General features: G+C 71.8%; 20 protein-coding genes. 14 read left to right on the forward strand and 6 right to left on the reverse strand.

Going from position 1 to position 19,953, the window contains the following annotated elements; all coding sequences use genetic code 11:
- The first annotated feature begins 101 nt into the window (after positions 1 to 101).
- From ACQPXB_RS18685 to ACQPXB_RS18695, 3 genes are all read left to right on the forward strand, one after another.
- Complete coding sequence (locus ACQPXB_RS18685; protein ID WP_432853767.1) at positions 102 to 1,433, forward strand: MmgE/PrpD family protein; 1,332 nt, start codon at positions 102 to 104, stop codon at positions 1,431 to 1,433.
- Positions 1,430 to 2,026 (forward strand): MmgE/PrpD family protein, encoded by a 597-nt coding sequence (locus tag ACQPXB_RS18690; protein WP_432853770.1) that lies wholly within the window; start codon positions 1,430 to 1,432, stop codon positions 2,024 to 2,026. The genes ACQPXB_RS18685 and ACQPXB_RS18690 overlap by 4 nt, the downstream gene beginning before the upstream one ends.
- Before the next feature lie 567 nt (positions 2,027 to 2,593).
- Complete coding sequence (locus tag ACQPXB_RS18695; protein ID WP_432853773.1) at positions 2,594 to 3,730, forward strand: hypothetical protein; 1,137 nt, start codon at positions 2,594 to 2,596, stop codon at positions 3,728 to 3,730.
- Between the two features lie 4 nt (positions 3,731 to 3,734).
- Here the strand turns inward: ACQPXB_RS18695 and ACQPXB_RS18700 are convergent, their stop codons facing one another.
- The 3 genes from ACQPXB_RS18700 to ACQPXB_RS18710 form a co-directional block, all read right to left on the reverse strand.
- Positions 3,735 to 4,460 (reverse strand): alpha/beta fold hydrolase, encoded by a 726-nt coding sequence (locus tag ACQPXB_RS18700; protein WP_432853776.1) that lies wholly within the window; start codon positions 4,458 to 4,460, stop codon positions 3,735 to 3,737.
- Positions 4,461 to 4,562: 102 nt separating this feature from the next.
- Positions 4,563 to 5,468 (reverse strand): AraC family transcriptional regulator, encoded by a 906-nt coding sequence (locus ACQPXB_RS18705; protein WP_432853779.1) that lies wholly within the window; start codon positions 5,466 to 5,468, stop codon positions 4,563 to 4,565.
- Positions 5,469 to 5,545: 77 nt separating this feature from the next.
- Positions 5,546 to 6,337, reverse strand: a complete 792-nt coding sequence (locus ACQPXB_RS18710; protein WP_432853781.1) for a serine protease — start codon at positions 6,335 to 6,337, stop codon at positions 5,546 to 5,548.
- A 553-nt stretch (positions 6,338 to 6,890) separates the two neighbouring features.
- Here ACQPXB_RS18710 and ACQPXB_RS18715 point away from each other — a divergent pair.
- Positions 6,891 to 7,019, forward strand: coding sequence for a hypothetical protein (locus tag ACQPXB_RS18715; RefSeq protein WP_366578362.1), 129 nt, complete (start codon positions 6,891 to 6,893; stop codon positions 7,017 to 7,019).
- Positions 7,020 to 7,025: 6 nt separating this feature from the next.
- Here ACQPXB_RS18715 and ACQPXB_RS18720 read toward each other — a convergent pair whose 3' ends face one another.
- Positions 7,026 to 8,138 (reverse strand): 3-isopropylmalate dehydrogenase, encoded by a 1,113-nt coding sequence (locus ACQPXB_RS18720; RefSeq protein WP_432853785.1) that lies wholly within the window; start codon positions 8,136 to 8,138, stop codon positions 7,026 to 7,028.
- 61 nt (positions 8,139 to 8,199) lie between these two features.
- Positions 8,200 to 8,955 (reverse strand): FadR/GntR family transcriptional regulator, encoded by a 756-nt coding sequence (locus ACQPXB_RS18725; RefSeq protein ID WP_366578365.1) that lies wholly within the window; start codon positions 8,953 to 8,955, stop codon positions 8,200 to 8,202.
- Between the two features lie 142 nt (positions 8,956 to 9,097).
- On the opposite strand from ACQPXB_RS18725, the gene ACQPXB_RS18730 reads away from it, so the two are divergent.
- The 8 genes from ACQPXB_RS18730 to ACQPXB_RS18765 are packed head-to-tail and all read left to right on the forward strand — an operon-like array spanning position 9,098 to position 16,728.
- A complete protein-coding gene (locus ACQPXB_RS18730) occupies positions 9,098 to 10,267 on the forward strand; it encodes an ABC transporter ATP-binding protein (protein ID WP_432853789.1) in 1,170 nt (389 codons plus the stop codon).
- The gene (locus tag ACQPXB_RS18735; protein ID WP_432853792.1) at positions 10,264 to 11,160 is read left to right on the forward strand and encodes an ABC transporter permease; all 897 of its coding nucleotides are present in this window, start codon (positions 10,264 to 10,266) and stop codon (positions 11,158 to 11,160) included. The genes ACQPXB_RS18730 and ACQPXB_RS18735 overlap by 4 nt, the downstream gene beginning before the upstream one ends.
- Positions 11,161 to 11,191: 31 nt before the next feature.
- Entirely contained in the window at positions 11,192 to 11,944 is a 753-nt protein-coding gene (locus ACQPXB_RS18740; RefSeq protein ID WP_432853795.1) for an ABC transporter permease, read from the forward strand.
- Positions 11,934 to 12,704 carry an SDR family NAD(P)-dependent oxidoreductase gene (locus ACQPXB_RS18745; RefSeq protein ID WP_432853798.1) on the forward strand — a complete coding sequence of 257 codons (771 nt, stop codon included), beginning with the start codon at positions 11,934 to 11,936 and terminating at the stop codon, positions 12,702 to 12,704. The genes ACQPXB_RS18740 and ACQPXB_RS18745 overlap by 11 nt, the downstream gene beginning before the upstream one ends.
- Positions 12,701 to 14,110: an amidase gene (locus ACQPXB_RS18750; protein ID WP_366578374.1), complete on the forward strand. Its 1,410-nt coding sequence runs from the start codon at positions 12,701 to 12,703 to the stop codon at positions 14,108 to 14,110. The genes ACQPXB_RS18745 and ACQPXB_RS18750 overlap by 4 nt, the downstream gene beginning before the upstream one ends.
- 11 nt (positions 14,111 to 14,121) lie before the next feature.
- A complete protein-coding gene (locus ACQPXB_RS18755) occupies positions 14,122 to 14,940 on the forward strand; it encodes a polysaccharide deacetylase family protein (RefSeq protein WP_432853801.1) in 819 nt (272 codons plus the stop codon).
- Positions 14,937 to 15,623: an SDR family NAD(P)-dependent oxidoreductase gene (locus tag ACQPXB_RS18760; protein WP_432853804.1), complete on the forward strand. Its 687-nt coding sequence runs from the start codon at positions 14,937 to 14,939 to the stop codon at positions 15,621 to 15,623. The genes ACQPXB_RS18755 and ACQPXB_RS18760 overlap by 4 nt, the downstream gene beginning before the upstream one ends.
- Before the next feature lie 37 nt (positions 15,624 to 15,660).
- The gene (locus ACQPXB_RS18765; protein WP_432853807.1) at positions 15,661 to 16,728 is read left to right on the forward strand and encodes an ABC transporter substrate-binding protein; all 1,068 of its coding nucleotides are present in this window, start codon (positions 15,661 to 15,663) and stop codon (positions 16,726 to 16,728) included.
- 219 nt (positions 16,729 to 16,947) lie between these two features.
- Here the strand turns inward: ACQPXB_RS18765 and ACQPXB_RS18770 are convergent, their stop codons facing one another.
- On the reverse strand, positions 16,948 to 17,730 hold the full coding sequence (locus ACQPXB_RS18770; protein WP_432853810.1) for a methyltransferase domain-containing protein: 783 nt from the start codon (positions 17,728 to 17,730) through the stop codon (positions 16,948 to 16,950).
- Between the two features lie 174 nt (positions 17,731 to 17,904).
- Here ACQPXB_RS18770 and ACQPXB_RS18775 point away from each other — a divergent pair, with 174 nt between their 5' ends.
- Together ACQPXB_RS18775 and ACQPXB_RS18780 are read left to right on the forward strand one after the other, a co-directional pair.
- Complete coding sequence (locus ACQPXB_RS18775; RefSeq protein WP_432853813.1) at positions 17,905 to 18,624, forward strand: SDR family NAD(P)-dependent oxidoreductase; 720 nt, start codon at positions 17,905 to 17,907, stop codon at positions 18,622 to 18,624.
- A gap of 19 nt (positions 18,625 to 18,643) precedes the next feature.
- Positions 18,644 to 19,945 carry an MFS transporter gene (locus ACQPXB_RS18780; protein WP_432853816.1) on the forward strand — a complete coding sequence of 434 codons (1,302 nt, stop codon included), beginning with the start codon at positions 18,644 to 18,646 and terminating at the stop codon, positions 19,943 to 19,945.
- Positions 19,946 to 19,953: the final 8 nt, after the last annotated feature.

A 19,953-nucleotide genomic window follows, 5' to 3' on the forward strand; every position in this document is an offset into this window, starting at 1 on the left:
TGCGGGCGCGCGCGGGGCAACGGCTGATCGTTGCGATTTTCGCAACGGACCGGCGCGCGGTTGTCGTTGTTCTCGGCGGGCGGCGTTGAAATGATCTTCGGATGGCTTCCGACTCGACCCGGCTCTTCTGCGCGCACGCGCGGAAAGCGGCCGAAGCGCCGCTGCCCGCCGCGGTGGCCCGGGCCGCGCGGCGCAGTCTGCTCAACGTCCTCGGCGCGGCGATCGGCGCGGCCCGCACCCCGGCGGTCGAGGCGGTGCTCGCGACCGCCGCCGAGCTCGGGGCCACCGGCGCCGTCCCGGTCCCCGGCCGCGGCGAACGGCTCGATCCCGAGTGGGCCGCGATCGTCACCGGCACGGCCGGGCACCTCGACGACTTCGACGACACCCACCTGCACACCGTGATCCACCCCGGCGCCACCGCGCTCGCCGCCGTGCTGGCGCTCGCACCCGAAACCGCTCCCGACGGCGCCACGGCGCTCACCGCGTTCGCCCTCGGGTGCGAGGCGCAGCTGCGGATCGGGGTCGCCATTTCGCCCAGCCACTACGACCGCGGCTGGCACATCACGGGCACGTGCGGGGTGTTCGGCGCGGCCGTCGCCGCCGGCCACCTGCTCGGCCTCGACGCGACGCGGCTCGGCCACGCCCTCGGCATCGCGGCGACGGGCACGCTCGGCCAGCGCGAGGCGTTCGGCTCCATGACGAAACCGTTGCACGCGGGGAAAGCCGCGGCCACGGGGGTGCTCGCGGCGCGGCTGGCGGCCGCCGGCCTGGCCGCGCCCGACGATCCGCTCGGCCCGGGCGGCGTGCTGCCGGTGTTCGCGCAGCCGCGTTACGAACAGCTGCGGCGCGCGTGGACCGGCGCGTGGGAGCTGGAGAGCAACACGTTCAAGCCCTACCCGTGCGGGATCGTGGCGCACCCGGCGATCGACGCTGCCGTCGCCGCGTCCGCGCTGATCGGGGAGCCGCGGTCGATCACGGCCGTCGAGATCCGGTGCCACCCGCTGGTGCCCGAGCTGATGGGCCGTGCGCAGCCCGTCGACGGCCTGCAGGCGCGCTTCAGCGCCCGGCACGCGGCGGCCGTGGGCCTGCTCGACGGCGAGGCCGGGCTGCGCCAGTTCTCCGACGAGCGCGCGGCCGCCGCCGACGTGGCCCGGCTGCGCGAGCTGACGAACCTCGTGCCGATCGCCGAGTGCCCGCGGGACTCGGCGACGGTGCGCGTCGAACGGGAAGGGGAGGATCCGGTGGAGGTCCACGTCGAGCACGCGCGCGGCAGCGAGGCCCGGCCGCTCACCGACGAGGAGCTGTTCAGGAAGGTCGACCGCCTGGTCGAACCGATGCTCGGCCCCGGCGCGGCCCGCGAACTGGCGGCGGCCGTCGACGGGCTCGCCACCGCGCCCGGGCTCGGCGCGCTGCTGGACGCGGTGGTCGCGTGACCGAGGAGATCCTGGCCCTCGTCCACGCCCCGGTGGCCGACTCCCCGGAGGCCGCCATCGCGCTCACCCTCGTCCGGGCGGCCGAACCCGCCGACGTCGTGCGCGAGGCACTGGGCCTAGCCGCCGACCGGTCCACCGGCCGCGCCCGCCTGTTCGGCACGGCGGCCGCGAAACTGCACCTCGAGTGGGCCGCCGTGGTCGCCGCCGTCGCCGCACTCGACGGGGCGCCCGACGCCGTCGTCGCCGGCTACGCGGTCGCCCGCGCCGTGGCCGACGGCCTCGGCCCCGACCACACCCGCTCCGGCTGGTGCCTCGAAACCACGGCGGGCACCGTCGCCGCGGCCGCCGCGGCGGCCCGCGTCCTCGACCTGCGCGGCCCGGCCCTGCGCCACACCATCGGCATCGCGGCCACGCAGGCCTCCGGCCTCGCCGCCCTCACGGGCACGCCCCTCGGCGCGGCCCAGCTCGGGCACGCCGCCGCCACGGGCGTGGAGGCCGCTTTACTGGCCCGCAACGGTGTCACGGCGGCTGACGACCCGTTGTCGGGGCGGCGGGGGCTGTTCGCGCTGATGCGGTCGACTGGCGAATCCTGACCCGGGCGGCGTGGGGCGGTTCGGACTGCGGCGGCTGCAACTTCGGAGGAGGCTCCGCTGGGCGGAACGTGGTCACTGCCGCGAGGATTCGTTGTCTGGACCCCGGCGTTGTTCGTCTTGGTGCGGCCGTCGGGTGGGTGTTGACGTCAGCGGCGCGAGGCGTCTGAGGCAGTCGGGGTCCGCTGGGCGTGCAAGCGTCGAGATCACTGTGCTGTGAACAAGTGGTGTCGTCGCAGTCAGGACCGTCGTCAGGCCGTCGGGATGTCGTCCAGGCCGGCGGGGCGTCGTCAGCGTCCAACATCGTTCACATCGGCCGAAGCCCCTGCGGTTCCACCACTCCGAGGCGGCCGGCAGATGAGTACTGAGTGGACAGTCAGCAACCGGCAGGTGTACCCCTGACTCCCCGTAACCGGGGGTGGCATTAGGGGTATTGCGGAACCCCGCCACCCACCCCTAGCGTGGCCGCGAACGTAGCTTCGGATCCTGGGGGGTCTCATGTCGGTGCGTCGTCGGGTTCTGGTTGCTTCGCGGGCGGTTGTGGCCGCCGCGGTGCTCATAGCGGGAGCGGTGGTCGCGTCGCCGCCGGCGTTGGCGGCGACGGCGCCGACCAATCTGCCCACGAGCCAGTACACGCTCACCGCGGACTATCACCAGTTCGACAGCGTGAACGCGGCACTGGTCTCGACCTTGGGGACCGCCGCCGTGCACACGGTGATGGACAACGCGAACCACGACCGGACGGCGCTGCCGTCGTCGGTTTCGGTGGCGGGGCTGGCCGACGGGTTCCGGTTCGACAGCGCGGACAACTCCGACTGCGCCAACTACCCGCAGGGCATCACGACCAGCCGCGACGCCGTGGGTACCGCGAACAGCGGCAACTACGACGGCCACCAGCTCGTGCTCGTCAGCTGGTACACCAAGGACGGCTGCGACGGCGCGCAGGCCCGCAGCCGCATCACGCTCGTCGACTGGGACGCCACCTACCCCAACAAGTACCGCAAGATCCTCCTCGTCGAGCCGACCGGCACGGCGTCGGCGCCGGACTTCAAGGACATCCCGATCCACGCCGGGGGCGTGTCCTGGTACGGCGACTACCTGTACGTCGCCGACACCGGCCACGGCATGCGCGTGTTCGACTTGCGCAAGATCCTCAAGACGAACACCGGCGGCACGGCCGGCCAGATCGGGCACCAGACCGGCAGCACCTACTACGCCCACAACTACGCCTACGTGCTCCCGCAGGTCGGCACGATCACGTCGAAGACCACGTCGGGCACCAACCTCGCGTGGTCCTCGATCTCGCTCGACCGCGTGAGCAAGTCGATCGTGATGGCGGAGTACACCTGCCAGTCCGGCTGCACCGCGTACCCGAACCGCGCGCCGCGCGCGATCCGGTTCCCGTTCGCCGCGGGCGCGACGACGTTCGCCGCCACGACCACGGCGAGCGAGGCGCTGCAGCTGCCCTGGTACAACCTCAACGGCGTCGCCTCGCACAACAACCGCTGGTGGTTCAACTCCTCGGGCCAGAAGAAGCTCTACTACTGGACCCCGGCCACCGGCCCGGCGACGCACACGTGGATCTCCAGCGGCGAAAGCCTGTCGTACTGGGAAGACGCGACCAATGCCGATCTACTGTGGACACTCCAGGAAGGCGCGGGCAACCGCAACGTGTTCGCGGTGACGCAGGCGACCTACGGCGCCTGACCGATCAGTCGCGGGCGGCTTCCTCGATCGCGGTGGCGAGCCGGTCCGGTGCGGTGAACATGACCTCGTGGCTGCCGCGCAGCTGCACGAGGCGGTACAGCCCGAGCCGGCCCGACATCCGCGGGTGCCAGCCCCATTCGCCGGGCGGCAGGGCGGTGTCCTCCGTGGCGTTGATGTAGCTCTTGGGGATGTCGCTCGCGTAGAACCGCGTGAGGTCGAGCTTGTCCAGGAACGGCTGGTAAGGCTCGGTGGACAGCTCCCGGTGCGTCGACGCGGCGAGCTCGGCGTCGGCGTCCTGGATGAAGGCCTCGCGCCACAGCGGGAAGGGCATGGCGACCGAGTTGTCGTCGCTGGCGGCGGCGGTCTGCGCGAACATCTCGCGGTAGTGGGGCGGGAGCTCGTCGTTGAGGCTGTTGCCCGGCGCGGGGACGAACGCGTTCCAGAAGATCAGCCGTTTGAGCCGCTCGGGGATCTCCTCGGCGACGCGGGCGATCACCGTGCCGCCGAAGCTGTGGCCGAGCAGGACGACGTCGTGCAGGTCGGCGGTGGTGATGGCGTCGACGATCGACTGCGTGCAGTCGTTGTGGTCGACGTTCTTGTCCACGCCGTTGCCGTGGCCCGCGACGGTCGGGGTGTGCACTTCGTGGCCGCGGTCGCGCAGGTGCTTCGCGACGGGTTCCCAGAGCGGTCCGTCGTGCCAGGAACCGTGGACGAGGACGAGAGTGGCCATGGCGTCTTCCCTTCGCAGGCGGTGATGCGGTGGCGGGCAAGGTAGCCGTGTTGCCGGGCCGCGGCTGTCCGGAATCCGCGGCCTGGCCGGAACGCGCGGGGCTCAGGCGCGGTGCAGGTCGTCGGACGGGGTGGTGCCGAACGTCCGGCGGTAGTCGGCGGCGAAGCGCCCGAGGTTGCCGAAACCCCAGCGGGTGGCGACTTCGGCCACGGATTTCGCGGCGCCGGCCAGGAGTTCCGCGTGCACGCGTTCGAGGCGGACCTGCCGCAGCCGGGCCGTCGGGGACGTGCCGAGCTGCTCGCGGAAGTGGTCCTGCAGGGTGCGCGGGGCGACGTCGGCCGCGGCGGCGATGTCGAGCAGGCCGACGGCCGCGCCGGCGTGGGCGTCGATGTACTCGCAGGCCCGGCGGACGACATCGGCCGCGGTGCCCTGCCGGCGGCTCGGGGCGGCGCCGCCGAACGAGTCCAGCGCCGCGACGGCGACGAGCTGCGCCACCGACGTGCCGAACGGCGCTTTCAGCAGACCGTGGGGAAGCACCTCTCGGACGACGAACCGGGTGACCGCGTCCCACGGCCGCGGGTCGAGTGCTCGGCCGGTGCGGATGTCGGCGGCCCGGCCCGACGCGGCAGCCGCGCGGGCGAGCAGCTTGCCGGGGAGCTTCACGGTGAGCAGCCGGCAGCCGGGGCCGAACGCCAGCGCGTGGGCGGACCGTGCGTCGAGGGCGACGGTCTGCCCGGTGGCGACGCGGGTGTCCTCGCCGACGGTGAGCTCGCCGGCGAGCGGACGGGAGAACAGCACGAAGTCGCCGAACGGCACGGGATCGACCTGCACGGGATCGCCGCCGTAGGAGAGGGAGAAGACGCCGAGCTCGTCGCCGGACGCTTCGGCGTGGCGGGCGTGGAACGCCGGGCCGCGCGGGGAGAGGTCGTGGGGGCAGTAGGAGCCGGCCACCTGGGCGCGGGCCAGGTCGACGTCGCGGGTGTCCAGCCGGACGGTCATGCCCTCCATCGCGCCTCCGCTGCGTCGGATGGAGGGACACGCTACCCCGCCGGCGGGCTGGTGCGCAGCCCGCCGGCGGGCGGTGGTCAGCCCAAATGAGAGCTGATCACCTGGTAGTCGTTGCCCACGTTGGTGTACACGCCGGGGAACCCTTCGCGCGCGCAGCCCTGGCCCCAGGACACGATGCCGGCCAGCTTGCCGTCCACGTAGGCCGGGCCGCCGGAGTCGCCCTGGCACGAGTCCTTGCCGCCTTCCGGCACGCCCGCGCAGAACATCGACGCCTTGTCGAAGTTGTCCCCGATCTTCTGGTACGCCGCGGCGCAGGTGTCGTTGTCCGCCACCGGCAGGGTGACCTTCAGCAGCCCGTCCGAGACGTCGCCGTTCTCCGACGTGGTGCCCCAGCCGACCACGGTGACGTCGGAGCCAGTCCGGTAGGCCGGGTCGTCGGCGGACTGCACCAGCGTGGCGGGCTTGAAGGAGAGGTTCTTGTCCAGCGTCAGCACGGAGTTGTCGTGCTGCATGCCGGACATGGTGAAGTCAGGGTTCTGCCAGACCTCCGTGACGCCCGCCTTCTCGCCCGTGGTGTCGGAGAAGTTGGTCTGCCCGCCGATGATCTCCATCTGGGCGGGTTTCACGCCGTCGGTGCAGTGCGCCGCCGTCAGCACCTTGTTGGGCGCCACCAGGCTGCCCGCGCAGTGCTGCGCGCCACCCACGTTGAAGATCACCGTGGCCGGGAACTCGTCGATCGTGGTGGGCGTCCCGCCCACGATCAACGGCTCCTGCTCGGCCGACGCCGCGGGCGCCCCCGCCGCGGCCACCACGCCCGCCGCCACCACCCCGGCCAGCGCGGCCACCACGCGCCTCACGTCTGCCCTCATTCGCCATCTCCCTTCGAGGACCTGCAGGATCTTGCCCCTGAGCAGACCAGAGAGCGCCGGGCGTGGGTTAGCTACGAAAGTCTTGACCTGAAAGTTCGCAGAGATGGTTGGTTTTTGTCTGACTCAGCTGTCGGTCACTTCCACCCAGTGCCGCCTGCATCGTGACCACCCACAGCAGGTGTTCGGCCGCCTTTTGCATCGCGGTCGGCCGCGGACGGAGAGGGGATCGGGAAGCCGGGACGGCGTTCGCCAGGTGGTCGCCCGAGTGTCTCCGACAAGACACGAATCGCGCCGGGGGTCCCGGGTGTCCACAGAGGACGGTGCGCGCGAGGGCAGGTTCCGGTTCCTTTCGGGTCGTTCGGACCGGGTGTGCGGGGGTTCGTCCTTGAGATCAACTCATGCCCAGCGGGACCTTGGAAGACCGCGACGGTGTCGCCGTGCTGACCTACACCCGCCCGCCCCCGAACTACCTCGACTTCGCGTCGATCGCGGAGCTCGGCGACCGGCTGGAGGAGCTCGGCGAGCGCTCCGGCGAGGTTACGCGGCGAAGCGCGTGCTGGTGCGGAGCGCCGAGCTGTCGCTGGACGAGGGCCCGGCCCTGCGGCTCGACGAGTTCCGCAAGATCACCGGCAACAGCCCCGAGCTGCTCGCCCGCATCGACCAGATCCTCGCGGGTAACTGATCCCGCTCAGGCGAGCGCCCTGACCAACGACCGTGCCGGGTCGCCGATCGCCGCCGGGGCCACCGTGGCGACGCGGTCGGCGATCCGGTGCCCGAGCTCATCGGTGGTGGCACCCATGTCCGGGCCCGCCAGGGCGGGGAGCTCGGCGAGCACGGACGCGGCGGCGGCCTCCAGCGCGAGCGCCGCGTCGCGCTCGCCGAGGGTGGCGAGGCAGAGCGCGGCCGACAGCACGGCCGCGGCCGGGTTCGCCCAGCCGCGGCCGGCGATGTCGGGCGCGGAGCCGTGCACGGGCTCGAACATGCTCGGCGCGCTGCCGGTCGGGTTGTGGTTGGCGCTCGCGGCCACGCCGAGTCCACCTTGGACGGTGGCGCCGAGGTCGCTGATGATGTCGCCGAAGAGGTTGTCGGTCACCACCACGTCGAAGCGGCCCGGGTTCGTCGGCAGGTGCAGGCACATCGCGTCGGCGTGCACGTAGTCGTGCTCCACGTCGGGGTGGCGCGTGGCGACCTCGTCGACGACGTCCTGCCACAGCTGCCCGGCGTGCACGAGGATGTTCGTCTTGTGGCACAACGTCACGCGCCGCCGGCGCCGCTCCGCGAGCCGGAACGCGAACTCGACGATCTCCCTCGTCGCCGCCACGGTGGTCACCGAGTTCTGCAGCGCCACGGCGTGCGGGGTGCCGGCGTGGGTGGTCGAACCGCCGCCGGCGTAGAGGCCTTCGGTGTTCTCGCGCAGCACCACGAGGTCGCAGTTCTCCGGCGTCACGCCCTTCACCGGGCTTTCCACACCGGGGTAGAGGCGCACCGGCCGGACGTTCACCGACTGCCGGAACGCCACCCGCAGCGCCACGATCAGGCCGCGTTCCAGGATGCCGGGCGCGACGCGCGGGTCGCCGACCGCGCCGAGCAGGATCGCGTCGTGCTCGCGCAGCTTCTCCACGGCCGGCTCGTCGAGGACCACGCCGGTGCGCAGGTAGTGCTCGGCGCCGAGGTCGAACTCCGTGGTCTCCACGGCGAACCCGAACTTCCCGGCCGCCGCGTGCACGGCGGTGAGGGCGGCCGCGGTCACGTCGGGGCCGATGCCGTCGCCGCCGATCACGGCCAGGTGGTGCTTGCGCATGCGCGTCTCCTCTTCGACTGAGGCTTGAGGCTTGAGGCTCGAGACCTGAGGGCGGGGCGGGCTACTCCGAGCGGACCGACGCGTCGAGCAGCTCCAGCCGGCGCCGGTCCTCGGCCGACAGGCTCCGCCCGTACACGGCCGCGAGACTGTGGCGCGACAGCGACGCGGCGGTCTCGGCGTCGCCGCGCTCGATCGCGTCGTAGACCTCTTGGTGCGTGCGCACGAACTCCGCCCGCACCTCGTCGGTCTCGGTCGAAGAGTCCACAGTGTCGCGAACGAGGTCCACTATGGCCTCTTCGATCACGTCGTTGATGATGTCCATCAGCGCGTTGCCCGCCGCCTTGCGGATCGCGGCGTGGAACTGCGCGTCGGCGCGCGCGAACGCCTCGGTGTCGCCGCTGCCGACCTCGGCCATGAGCCGGATCGCCTCGGCCATCTCGTCGAGGTGTTCCTGCGTGCGCAGGTGCGCGGCGAGGAAGTTGGCCGTGGAGCCGGTCATCATGCGGTACTGCACGAGGTCGACGAGCGAGATCTGCTCGACCTTCACCGCGCCGTTGAGCATCCGCGAGATGCCCTCGGTCATCGACGCCGACACCCGCGGTCCCTTGTGGCTGCCGGGACTGGTCTTGATCAGTCCCATGTTCTCCAGGATGCGCAGCGCTTCCCGGACCGTGGACCGGCCGACGGAGAACTGCTCGACCAGCGCGCGCTCCGACGGCAGGTAGTCGCCGGCTTTGAACTGGCCCCCGTAGATGGCGGCCTCGATCTGGGCGACGACCGATTCGAAGGCCCGGCCCTTGGTGACGGGGGTGAACATTCCGCAATCCTCTCGTGCCCACCCGCGTGAGGTCGACGGGGGCGAGCCGGTCGGAGGGAACGTCTTGACCCCGCCCGGGCGCCGATGAATGATGGCTCCCGTCAACCTAGCATCTGGTCTGACCAGATGCTAGGAAGCTCGGATGGCACTCCACGACGATGCGGAGGTGCGCATGCCCGCCACCATTCGGAGCCGGGCCGCGGACGTGACCACGGCGGACGCCCGGCCGGAAGCCGATGTCGTGCTCGCCATGCGCGGCGTCACGGTCGACTACGGCGCCACCCGCGTGCTGCAAGAAGTCGACTTGTCGGTGCGGCGCGGCGAGCTGATCGCGTTGCTCGGGCCCAGCGGGTCGGGCAAGACGACGATGATCCGCACGATCGCCGGGTTCGCCGAGCCGGCCGCGGGACGGCTGCTGCTGCACGGGCGCGACCTCGCCGGCGTGCCGGTGCACCGCCGCAACATCGGCCTGGTCTTCCAGAGCTACGCGCTGTTCCCGCACCTGTCCGTCGCGGACAACATCGCGTATCCGCTGAAGGTGCAGAAGAAAGGCCGCGCCGCCGTCAAGGCGCGCGTGGCCGAGCTGGTCGAGCTCGTGCAGCTGGCCGGGCACGCGGGCAAACGCCCGGCGCGCCTGTCCGGCGGGCAGCAGCAACGCGTCGCGCTGGCCCGGGCGCTGGCGATGGACCCCGAGCTGCTGCTGCTCGACGAGCCGCTGTCGAACCTCGACGCCAATCTGCGCCGCGAGGTGGGCGAGGAGATCCGGCGGCTGCAGCAACGCACCGGGACGACGACGATCATGGTCACGCACGACCGCCAGGAGGCCTTCGGCATGGCCGACCGGATGGCCGTGCTGCGCGAAGGCCGGATCGAGCAGCTCGCCACCCCGCGCGAGGTGTACCGGCGTCCGGTCAACGCGTTCATGGCGGGCTTCGCCGGCGAAGCGAACCTGCTGGCGGGCACCGTGACCGCGGCCGGTCCGGCAACCGGATCCACCACGGTCACCACGGCCGCGGGCGTGCTGGTCACCGGCGACGAAGCCGCTCCGGGCGCGGAAGTGATGGTGCTCGTGCGGCCCGAGGACGTGCGGATCGACGCACCGGCCCCGGCCGGACCCGGCGTGCTGCCCGCGACGATCGCCGAGAGCTTCTACTACGGCAGCTCGCTCGTCGTGCAGGCCGACGCCGCCGGAACCCGGATCCAGGCACTCGTCACCGGCACGGCGAGCACACGGTTCGAGGCAGGACAACAGGTTTCACTGCGCATAGCCGCGCACGACGCCGTGCTCCTGCCCGACGGGGCCGGCGCATGACCGCCACGCTCACCCAGCCGGCCGCGCCGCCGCGCATCGCCGGGAAAGCCCGGAAAGCGCCGTCCCGCCGGGTCTTGCTGCTTCTGCTGCCGATGCTGGTGATCTTCGCCGTCGGGTTCGCGGTGCCGCTCTACTTCGTGATCCGGTTCTCGCTCGAGCACTTCGACGCCGCCGGCGGGCAGACGTGGGGCTTCACCTTCGAGCAGTTCCTCACGATCTTCACCACGCCGTTGTACGGCAACCTGATCCTGCGCACGCTCGGCCTCGCGCTCGCGACCACCGTGATCTCCGCGCTGATCGGGTATCCGCTCGCGCTGGCGATCACGCGCGGCCCGCGGCGGCTGCGCGGCCCGCTGATGGCCGTGGTGACGATCCCGATGCTCACCAGCGTCGTCGTGAAGACGTTCGGCTGGCAGGTGCTGCTCGGCAGCGACGGGTTCCTGCAGCGCGCGCTCGACGCCGTCGGGCTGTCGTCGGTGAAGCTGCTGAACACGCCGACCGGCGTGGTGGTCGGGCTCGTGCACACCTACTTCCCGTTCATGGTCATCAGTCTCGTCGCCGCGTTGTCGGCGCTGGACCGCCGCACGGAGGAGGCGGCCGCGGCCCTGGGTTCGCCGCCGGGGCAGGTGTTCCGGCGCGTGACGTTCCCGCAGTCGCTCGACGGCCTGGCCGCCGGGTCGGCGCTGACGTTCGTGACGAGCATGAGCGCGCTCATCACGCCGCAGATGCTGGGCGGCGGCAAGGTGTCCACGATCGTCACGGTGATCTACCAGCAGGCCACGACGGCGCAGAACTGGCCGCTCGCTTCGGCTTTGGGTGTCGTGCTGCTGGTGATCACCTTCGTGATCCTGTCCCTGCAGACCTGGGCGGTGCGTCGTGCGACGCGCGGGTGAACGCCGGTGGGCGGGCAGGATCCTGTTCGGTGTGGTGATCGCCGTGATCGTGGTCTTCGCCCTCGCGCCGCTGGCCGTCGCGATCGGTTCGTCGGTCACCGAGACCGGGTACCTCACGTTCCCGCCGCAGGGCTTCACGCTCAAGTGGTTCGCGGCCGCCGCGGACGATCCGAAGTTCCTCGAGGCGTTGTGGACCAGCCTGGAGCTCGCGGCCACGACCACGGTGCTCAGCGTCGTGGCGGGCGTGCTCGCGAGCTACGCGATCGTGCGCCGGCCCGGCGTGGTCACCGGCGCGCTGGAACAGGTGCTGCTGTCGCCGATCCTGCTGCCCGCGGTGGTGCTGGGGCTGGGCATCCTGTTCGCGCTGTCGTTGTCGGGCTGGCTCGGGACCTTCCCCGGCGGCCTGCTGGCGCACGTGATCATCGCGTCGCCCTTCGTCACGCGGTCGGTGCTGGCCGGGCTGCGGCGCCTCGATCCGGCGCTGGAGGAGGCTTCGCGTTCGCTCGGGGCCGGTGCGCTGCGCACGTTCGGCCGGATCGTGCTGCCGTCGCTGCGCGGCGCGATCGTGGGCGGCGCGGTGTTCGCGTTCGTCATCTCGTTCGACGAAGCGGTGGTCACGCTGTTCCTCGCCGGCAGCGGATTCACGACGCTGCCGATCACGATCTTCACCTACGTCCAGTACTCGAACAACCCGACGATCGCCGCGGTCTCGACCGTGATCGTGCTGGTCTCCGCGCTGCTCGTCGGGCTCGTGACGCGAGGGGGCACCCAGGATGAGCGCTGAGGGCACGCGGCCGGCGGCGGTGGTGACCGGGTCGTCGTCCGGCATCGGCCGGGCCTGCGCGGTCGAGCTGGCGAAGTGCGGCTGGGACGTCGTCGTCCACGGGCTCGAAGCCGACGCGGGGCTGGCCGAGACGATCGAGCTGGTCGGCGCCGAAGGTGGTACGGCCGTGCCGGTCGCGGGCGACATGCGGGAGCCGTCGGTGGCGGAAGCGTTGGTGAGCAACGCTGTCGAGCGGTTCGGCCGCCTCGACGGGGTGGTCAGCAACGCCGGCACCGGGCTCACCAAAGCGTTCGGCGAGCTCGGTGACGACGACTGGGCCACGCTGCTGGAAACGCACCTGCTCGGCGCGACGCGGCTGCTGCGGGCCGCGCACCCGCACCTCGTGGCCGCGCACGGCGCCGTGGTGACGATGTCGAGCCTCGCCGCCGGCCGGGCGCTGACCGGCCGCGCCGGCTACGGCGCGACGAAAGCCGCGCTCGAAGGGCTGACCAGACAGCTGGCCGCCGAGTGGGCGCCCGACGGCGTGCGCGTGAACGCGATCGCGCCCGGCACGATCCTGACTCCCTTGGTGCGCACCAACTTCGCCCGCGGGCTGCTCGACGAGGGCCAGGTGCTGCAGCGCACGCCGCTGGGCCGGCTCGGCGCGCCCCGCGAAATCGCCACCGCCGCGCGGTTCCTGCTCTCGCGCGACGCGTCCTACATCACCGGCCAGACGCTGTCCGTCGACGGCGGCTGGTCCATCTGGGGAGGATGGTCATGATTCCCGAACGAGCGCTCGAGCTCCGCAACGCCGTCGTCGACGGAGTGCTCTCCGCCGGCGAGGTCCTGGACGAGACGCTGGCCGGCATCGGGAAGACCGACCCGTCGCTGCACGCGTTCCTCACCGTCGACGAGGAACACGCGCGCGAGCAGGTCCGCGAGCTCGACCGCCGCCGTGCCGCGGGCGAGGAACCCGGGCCGCTGTGGGGAGTGCCGTTCTCCGTCAAGGACGTGTTCGACACCCGCGGCGTGCGCACGACGTACGGCTCACGCGTCTACGACCACCACGTGCCCGACCACGACGCCGAGCTGGTGCACCGGATCCGCCGAGCCGGCGGGATCCTCGTCGGGAAGACGAACACGCCCGAGTTCGCGATCTACATCCGCACGGTCAACGACCTGCAGCCCGAAACGCGCAACCCGTGGGACCCGGCCTGCACCACGGGCGGGTCGAGCGGGGGAGCGGCGGCGTCGATCGCGGCCGGGCTGACCACGATCGCCGTGGGCAGCGACGGCGGTGGCTCGATCCGCGTGCCCGCCGCGCTGTGCGGCTGCGTCGGCCTGATGCCCTCGCGCGGTGCGCTGCCCCGCACCGGCGGCCGCATCGGCACGCGCCGGTTCTCCGCCGGCGGTCCGATCACGCTCGACGCCCGCGACGCGCACGTGCTCCACCAGGTGATGGCCGGACCGTACGCCGGCGACGGGCTCAGCCGCGGCCTGCTGCCGACCGGCATCCGGCAGCCGGCCGGGATCCCGGCGACCCCGCGCGTGCGGTGGATCGGCGACAGCGGCGTACCCGGCGCGGACGGCGAAGTCGTGGCCACGGCGTACGAAGCCGCCGCCGGGTTCGCGCGCGAATGCGGCGGCCGGCTCGACGAAACGGTGGCCAGCCTTGACTCGCCGCGGTTCAGCGAGGCGTTCTACGACATGATGCAGGCCGACCGGTTCTCCACCGGCGGCGAGGAGATCTTCCGCGACGAGAAGGCCAACGCGCTGCTGACCGACTACGGCCGCCACCAGTTCGCGCGCGGCTCGGCCGTCACCGGCGCCGCGTACTCGGCCGCGGTCGAAACCCAGCTGAAGGCCGTGGAGCACCTGGAACGCCTGCTCGACGGCGTGGACGTGGTGGCCACGCCGACCGTGCCGTTCACCGCGCCGCGGATCCCCGACGGTGATCTCGAGCTGCCGGAGGACGCGCGGCGCGGGTTCGTGGCCTTCACGTTCCTGTTGAACTACACCGGTTTCCCGGCGGTGACGGTGCCGTGCGGCACCGTCCGGTCGATGCCCGCCGGGCTGCAGCTGATCGGGCGGCCCGGTTCGGAGGACGTGCTGATGTCCTACGCCGCGACGTTCCAGGACCGCGTGTTCCGCCTGCCGCCCGTGCCCGCCCTGTCCACGTCGCGTTAGGAGCGCCGCCGATGCCCACTCCCGTTCTGCTGACCTTCGACCTCGACGCCGAGCTGCTGTGGACCGCGCGCGACCCGGCGGGTGCGGAAAAGCCGGTCTGGCTCTCGCAAGGCCACTACGGGCCGAAGGTCGGCCTGCCGCGGATCCTGGCGCTGCTCAAGCGGTACGAGCTCACGGCGACGTTTTTCGTGCCCGGACTCGTGGTCGAGCGGTACCCGGCGCAGATCGAGGCCATCCTCGAAGCCGGGATCGTCATCGAGCACCACAGCTACACGCACGAGTGGTCGGACAAGCTGGGGCCCGAGGCCGAGCTGGAGGAGTTCCGGAAGGGCTGGGACGCGATCGTGAAGGCGACCGGGCGCGAGCCGCGCGGCTGGCGCTCGCCGGCGGGGGAGCTGACCGCGGATTCCGTGCGGTACATGGAACAGTTCGGGATGACGTTCTCGTCGAACCTCTTCGACGCCGACACCGCGCACCTGCTGGCCGACCAGGGGCGCACGACCTCGATCGTCGAGCTGCCCTTCGCGTGGGTGCTCGACGACGCGCCGTTTTTCCTCTACAGCAACCGGTTGCCGGGCCGCACGATGGCGGCGCCCTCGGCCGTCGCGGAGTCGTGGACGCGCGAGTACGACGGGATTTCGCAGGAGAAGGGCACGCACTTCATGCTGGCCATGCACCCGCAGGTGATCGGGCGCCCGTCGCGGCTGTGGGCGCTGGAGGAGACGATCAAGCACATCCTGGCTGCCGGGACGGGCGAGTTCGTGTCCTGCGCGGACTACGCGGACCGCGTGCGGCCGGCGCTGCTCGCGGAAGCGGGGCTTGCGCCGTGACCGGGGTCGCCGTGGTCACCGGCGGCGCGAGCGGCATCGGCGCGGCAGTGGTGGACCTGCTGGCGGAGCGCGGCTTCTCGGTCGTCGTGGCCGATGTGGCGGCTTCGCCGTCCACGGATGTGTCCTCTTCGGACAGTGTCGCCGCGCTGGCCGGCCGGGTGGCCGCCGAGCACGGCCGGTGCGACGTGCTGGTGAACTGCGCGGGTGTGGTCGCCGTCGGCGACGTGCTCTCCGTGTCCGAAGCGGACTGGACGCGGGCCTTCGACGTGAACGTCACCGGCGTGTGGCGCACGGCGCGCGCGTTCATCCCGTTGATGCCCGAGGGCGGCGCGATCGTCAACGTCGCGTCGGCGGCCGCGTTGCGCGCGATCCCGGAGATGCCCGCCTACGTCGCGTCGAAAGCCGCGGTGGTCGGGCTGACGCGGGCGATGGCGATCGACCACGCGCCGCAGGGCATCCGCGTGAACTGCGTGTGCCCGGGCCTCGTCGACACCCCGCTCGCGCGCCACGCCCAGGAGCAGCGCGGCGGCGAGGCTCGCGCGGCCGTGCGGAACTTCGAACCGTACCTGGTGAAACGCACCGCCGAAGCGGCCGAGATCGCCGAGGCCGTGGTGCTGCTCGCCACCAACCGCTATGCCACCGGCGCAACGCTCGCGCTCGACGGCGGCCGTTCCCTGCACTGACTCCCCTCCCCACCGTGCCGACCAGCTAGGAGACACCATGCCGACCCTCGACCGCCGGGGCTTCCTCCGGCTCACCGGCGCCGCGGCGGGCGCCGCCGTGCTCACCGCCTGCGGCCCGAACATGGCGGGCAAACCCGGCTCGTCGGGTGGCGGACTGAAGATCAACAGCTTCGGCGGCACGTTCCAGAGCGCCGTGCAGAGCACCGTCGCCGACGCCTACACCACCAAGACCGGCGTCGGCGTCGACCTGATCACCGCGATCTCGAGCGACGCGCTGACCAAGATGCGCGCCGCGAACAACGCGTTCGACCTCGCCTACCTCGACCTGGCGCCACTGTACCAGGCGAAAGCCGCCGGGCTGCTGCAGAAGCTCGACCGCGCGCAGCTGCCGTCGCTGTCGGAGCTGTACCCGCTGGCCGTGGACAAGGACGGCTACTGGGTCGCCGAGCTCGCGTCGATGACCGGCATCGTCTACCACACCGAGCGCGTGAAAACGCCGCCGAAGTCGTGGAAAGACCTGTGGGACCCGAAGTACCGCGGCAAGGTCGCGATCTCGAACGTCAGCGGCACCGCCGGTTACCACTTCCTCGCCATGGCCGCCCGGCTCAACGGCGGCAGCGAGACCGCCATCGACCCCGGTTTCGCCGCGATCGCGTCCTTGAAGCCGAGTCTCGCGGCCATCTACAGCACCCCCGACGAGATGAGCAAGCTGCTCACGAGCGGCGAGGCCGACATCGGCGTCTGGTACGCCGACCGCACGAGCGCCCTGAAGTCGAGCGGTGCGCCTGTCGCGTTCGTCCGGCCGCAGGAAGGCGCCACCGCCATCCTGTCCGCGATGTGCCTGCCCGCGGCCACCAGCCGCGCGAAGGACGCCCACGCATACCTGGACTTCCAGATCTCCTCGGCCGTCAACGGCAAGTTCGTGCAGGCGATCGCGGAAGGCCCGACGAACAGCAAGGTCACGCTGCCCCAGCAGTTCCTCAGCGCGAACTACGTGCCCTACGGCCAGCAGGAGATCTCATCGCTGATCCAGCTCGACAGCGAAGCCATCTCCAAGAACCTCTCGGCCTGGATCACGCGGTGGCAGCAGGAGATCGAGAGCTGAACCGCGCCCGAAACCAGCTCGTCCCGTCCGGCGCGCGGCCGTAGTTCGGAACACTGGGGTGGATTCCGGCGGCGGCACAGGCAGCGGTCGTGGGTGCTCCCGGCAGTGTCACCTGGTGTCTGCCGGTCGCGGGCAGTGCCACCACCGTGCTCGGGTTCGTCATGGCGATGTCCGGCGCGTGACCACCCGGCTCGCGGCCGTCCGCCGGAAACGCGCCGGTCACTCCGCTTCGGCGGTGAACAGATACCGGTTGAGGCTGTAGAAGTACTCACCGTCCTCGGCGCGCTTGCGCAGGTCGGCCAGCCACGCGTCGGCTTCGGCCGCCGTGACCCCGCGGCGGCCGGCGACGAACTCGGCGACGATGTGCATCTGGGTCGCGCTGAAGGAATCCGGCGTCAGCTCGGGGTTCAGGATCGGGTGCACGTGGTGCCCGGTCACGCGGAAGCCCGCGCGCTTCAGCAGCGCGGGCAGCTCGCGCGGCAGGCGCGGGTGGGCGAGGTGCTCGTCCCACGCGTCGAGGATCCGGCGGTGCCGAGCGAGGTCGGAGGTGTGCCACACGAGCGAGTCGGCGTCGGTGTCGAGGATCAGCGCGCGTCCGCCGGGCTTGAGCACGCGGCGCAGCTCGGCCAGGGCGGCCGGCACGTCGGGCACGTACTCGTAGACCTGCGTGGACACGGCCGCGTCGAACGTGTCGTCCGGGTAGGGCAGCGCGGTCGCGTCGCCTTCGTCGAGCCGCACCCAGGGCAGGCCTTCGGCCCGCTTCGCGGCCAGGGCGTTCATCGCCGTGCTCGGGTCCAGCCCGTGCGCGGCGCCCGTCGCACCCACCGCCCGCGCCATCGACTCCAGCAGGTACCCCGGTCCCGACCCGACGTCCAGCACCCGCTCGCCCAGCCGCGGCGCCAGCAAGGACAGCACCACGTTCCGCTGCGCCACGACGTCCGGGCTCGCGTACAGCCGGTCGGTGCGCTTCGCGCCTTCGTCGTCGAACTGCAGCATCGCCATGCGTCCGACCCTACGACGACCGCGGGTCCAGCGAGAACCCGAACGCGAAGATGACCAGGCCGATCCACTTGAACCGCGATTCGCGGCTCTCGCACATCGGTCGAACGACCGATGCCGAGCCGGGCCGGCCCGCCTACCTTCCCCGGCACCGTTGTCGATCGGGAGGAGAGCCGAGTGGACACGCTGGCGGTGGTGACCGGTGCGGCCGGCGGGCTCGGGGCCGGTTTCGCGGACCGCTTGGCCCGCGCGGGCGCGGCCGTCGTGCGCGCGGACCTGCGGTTCGACGGCACCGAGAAGGACCGGGTGCACCTCGACGTGACCGACTCCGCGTCGTGGGAACGGCTGCGCGAGCACGTGCACGAGCACTTCGGGACGGTCGGGCTGCTGGTGAACAACGCGGGTGTCAGCGCGCGCGACGACCTGCTGTCGACCTCCGACGAAGACTTCGCCCGCGTGCTGGCCGTGAACGCGTTCGGCCCGTGGCGCGGCATCAAGACCTTCGCCGACGACCTCGCCGCCACCCGGGGCGCGGTCGTGAACGTGGGTTCCATCTACGGCGTCACCACGCCGCCGGGCGGCGAGGGGACCGTGCCGTCGTCCGTGGCCTACCAGATGAGCAAGGCGGCGGTGCACCAGCTGACCAAGGTCGCCGCCGTGGAGCTCGCGCCGCGGGGGATCCGCGTGAACGCGGTGCTGCCCGGGGTGTTCCGGACGGCGCTGCTCGAAGACCTGCCGCCCGACGCGTTGCGCGCCCGCGTGGACGGTGCCCCGATGGCGCGCGCGGGTGAGCTCGGCGAGCTCGCCGACGTGCTCGCCTTCCTCGCCGGACCGGAGTCCTCGTTCGTCACGGGCGCGCTGGTGCCCGTCGACGGCGGGTACCTGGCGGCGTCCTGACCCTTCCCGAGGAGGAACCATGACCGTGCACCCCGCGCACGCCGCCACGGAGGCGGACGCCCCGAGACTCCAGCTGAGGGCCGTCGTCTCGAGCAGCATCGGCAACCTGCTGGAGCAGTACGACAACCTCGTCTACGCGTACTCGGCCGTCTACCTGTCCGCGCAGTTCTTCGCCGGCGACTCGTTCTCGTCGCTGCTCTCGACGTTCGCCGTGTTCGCGGTCGGCTTCCTCGCCCGGCCCGTGGGCACCGTGGTGTTCGGCCACCTCGGCGACAAGGTCGGCCGCCGGCCGGCGCTGATCCTGAGCGTGATCCTCATGGGCGCCGCGACCGTGCTGGTCGGCCTGCTGCCCGGCTACGCGACGATCGGCCTCGCCGCCCCGATCCTGCTCGTGGTGCTGCGGCTGTTCCAGGGCTTCGCGGTCGCGGGCGAGTGGGCGGGGTCGGCGACGATGCTCGTCGAGTACGCGCCCCCGAAGGCCCGCGGCCGCTACGGCAGCCTCAACCAGGTCAGCACCGCCGCCGGTTTCCTCGTGGCCGCCGGGGTCGTCGCGCTCAACTCGCTGTTCTGGACCGAGCAGAGCATGAAGGACTTCGGGTGGCGCATCCCGTTCCTCGTCGGCGCGCTGACGGCTGTCGTGGCGCTCGTGCTGCGGTTCGGGCTCGAAGACACGCCGCTCTACCGCGCGGAGAAGGCCGCGGGCGAAGTGAGCGCGAGCCCGCTGCGGCTGGCGCTGCGCACGCAGAAATCGGCCATGGCGCTGGGGTTCTTCTTCACCGTGAGCTGGACCGTCGCGTACTTCTTCTTCCTCACCTACCTGCCGACGCACCTGAAAACGCAGGTGAAACTCGACTCCGGCACCGTCGAGGCGTCGAACCTCGTCGCGCTCGTGGTGCTGACCGTGGCCATCTGGTTCTTCGGTGCGCTGTCCGACCGGATCGGGCGCAAACCGTTGCTGCTCATCGGTTCCGGCGGCTTCATCGTGCTGACGTTCCCTGTGATGTGGCTGTTCCAGACCGGCAGCACGGCCGGCGCCTACCTCGGCCAGATCGTCATCGCGCTCGTCCTCGCCGCGTTCTCCGGGCCCGGGCCCGCGGCGCTGGCCGAGCTGTTTCCCACCAACGTCCGCTACTCGGCGCTGGGCATCGGCTACAACTTCTCCGTCATGGCCTTCGGCGGCACCGCCGGCTTCATCGCCACCGCGCTGATCGACGCCACCGGCAACGCGCTCGTGGTGGCCGCGCTCCCGACCGCCGCGGCGATCATCACGTTCGTGGCGGTCTGCCGGATGCCCGAGACCTACCGGACCGAGCTGAAATGAGCACCGCC

The organism is Amycolatopsis sp. CA-161197 (genome assembly GCF_050942255.1).
Taxonomy (GTDB): domain Bacteria; phylum Actinomycetota; class Actinomycetes; order Mycobacteriales; family Pseudonocardiaceae; genus Amycolatopsis.

Bases quoted from the DNA above. Each gene is read 5' to 3' on its own strand.
- ACQPXB_RS18685 (WP_432853767.1), top strand. From the start codon at position 102: ATGGCTTCCGACTCGACCCGGCTCTTCTGCGCGCACGCGCGGAAAGCG.
- ACQPXB_RS18700 (WP_432853776.1), bottom strand. From the start codon at position 4,460: ATGGCCACTCTCGTCCTCGTCCACGGTTCCTGGCACGACGGACCGCTC.
- ACQPXB_RS18705 (WP_432853779.1), bottom strand. From the start codon at position 5,468: ATGGAGGGCATGACCGTCCGGCTGGACACCCGCGACGTCGACCTGGCC.
- ACQPXB_RS18710 (WP_432853781.1), bottom strand. From the start codon at position 6,337: ATGAGGGCAGACGTGAGGCGCGTGGTGGCCGCGCTGGCCGGGGTGGTG.
- ACQPXB_RS18720 (WP_432853785.1), bottom strand. From the start codon at position 8,138: ATGCGCAAGCACCACCTGGCCGTGATCGGCGGCGACGGCATCGGCCCC.
- ACQPXB_RS18725 (WP_366578365.1), bottom strand. From the start codon at position 8,955: ATGTTCACCCCCGTCACCAAGGGCCGGGCCTTCGAATCGGTCGTCGCC.
- ACQPXB_RS18730 (WP_432853789.1), top strand. From the start codon at position 9,098: ATGGCACTCCACGACGATGCGGAGGTGCGCATGCCCGCCACCATTCGG.
- ACQPXB_RS18735 (WP_432853792.1), top strand. From the start codon at position 10,264: ATGACCGCCACGCTCACCCAGCCGGCCGCGCCGCCGCGCATCGCCGGG.
- ACQPXB_RS18745 (WP_432853798.1), top strand. From the start codon at position 11,934: ATGAGCGCTGAGGGCACGCGGCCGGCGGCGGTGGTGACCGGGTCGTCG.
- ACQPXB_RS18750 (WP_366578374.1), top strand. From the start codon at position 12,701: ATGATTCCCGAACGAGCGCTCGAGCTCCGCAACGCCGTCGTCGACGGA.
- ACQPXB_RS18755 (WP_432853801.1), top strand. From the start codon at position 14,122: ATGCCCACTCCCGTTCTGCTGACCTTCGACCTCGACGCCGAGCTGCTG.
- ACQPXB_RS18765 (WP_432853807.1), top strand. From the start codon at position 15,661: ATGCCGACCCTCGACCGCCGGGGCTTCCTCCGGCTCACCGGCGCCGCG.
- ACQPXB_RS18770 (WP_432853810.1), bottom strand. From the start codon at position 17,730: ATGGCGATGCTGCAGTTCGACGACGAAGGCGCGAAGCGCACCGACCGG.
- ACQPXB_RS18780 (WP_432853816.1), top strand. From the start codon at position 18,644: ATGACCGTGCACCCCGCGCACGCCGCCACGGAGGCGGACGCCCCGAGA.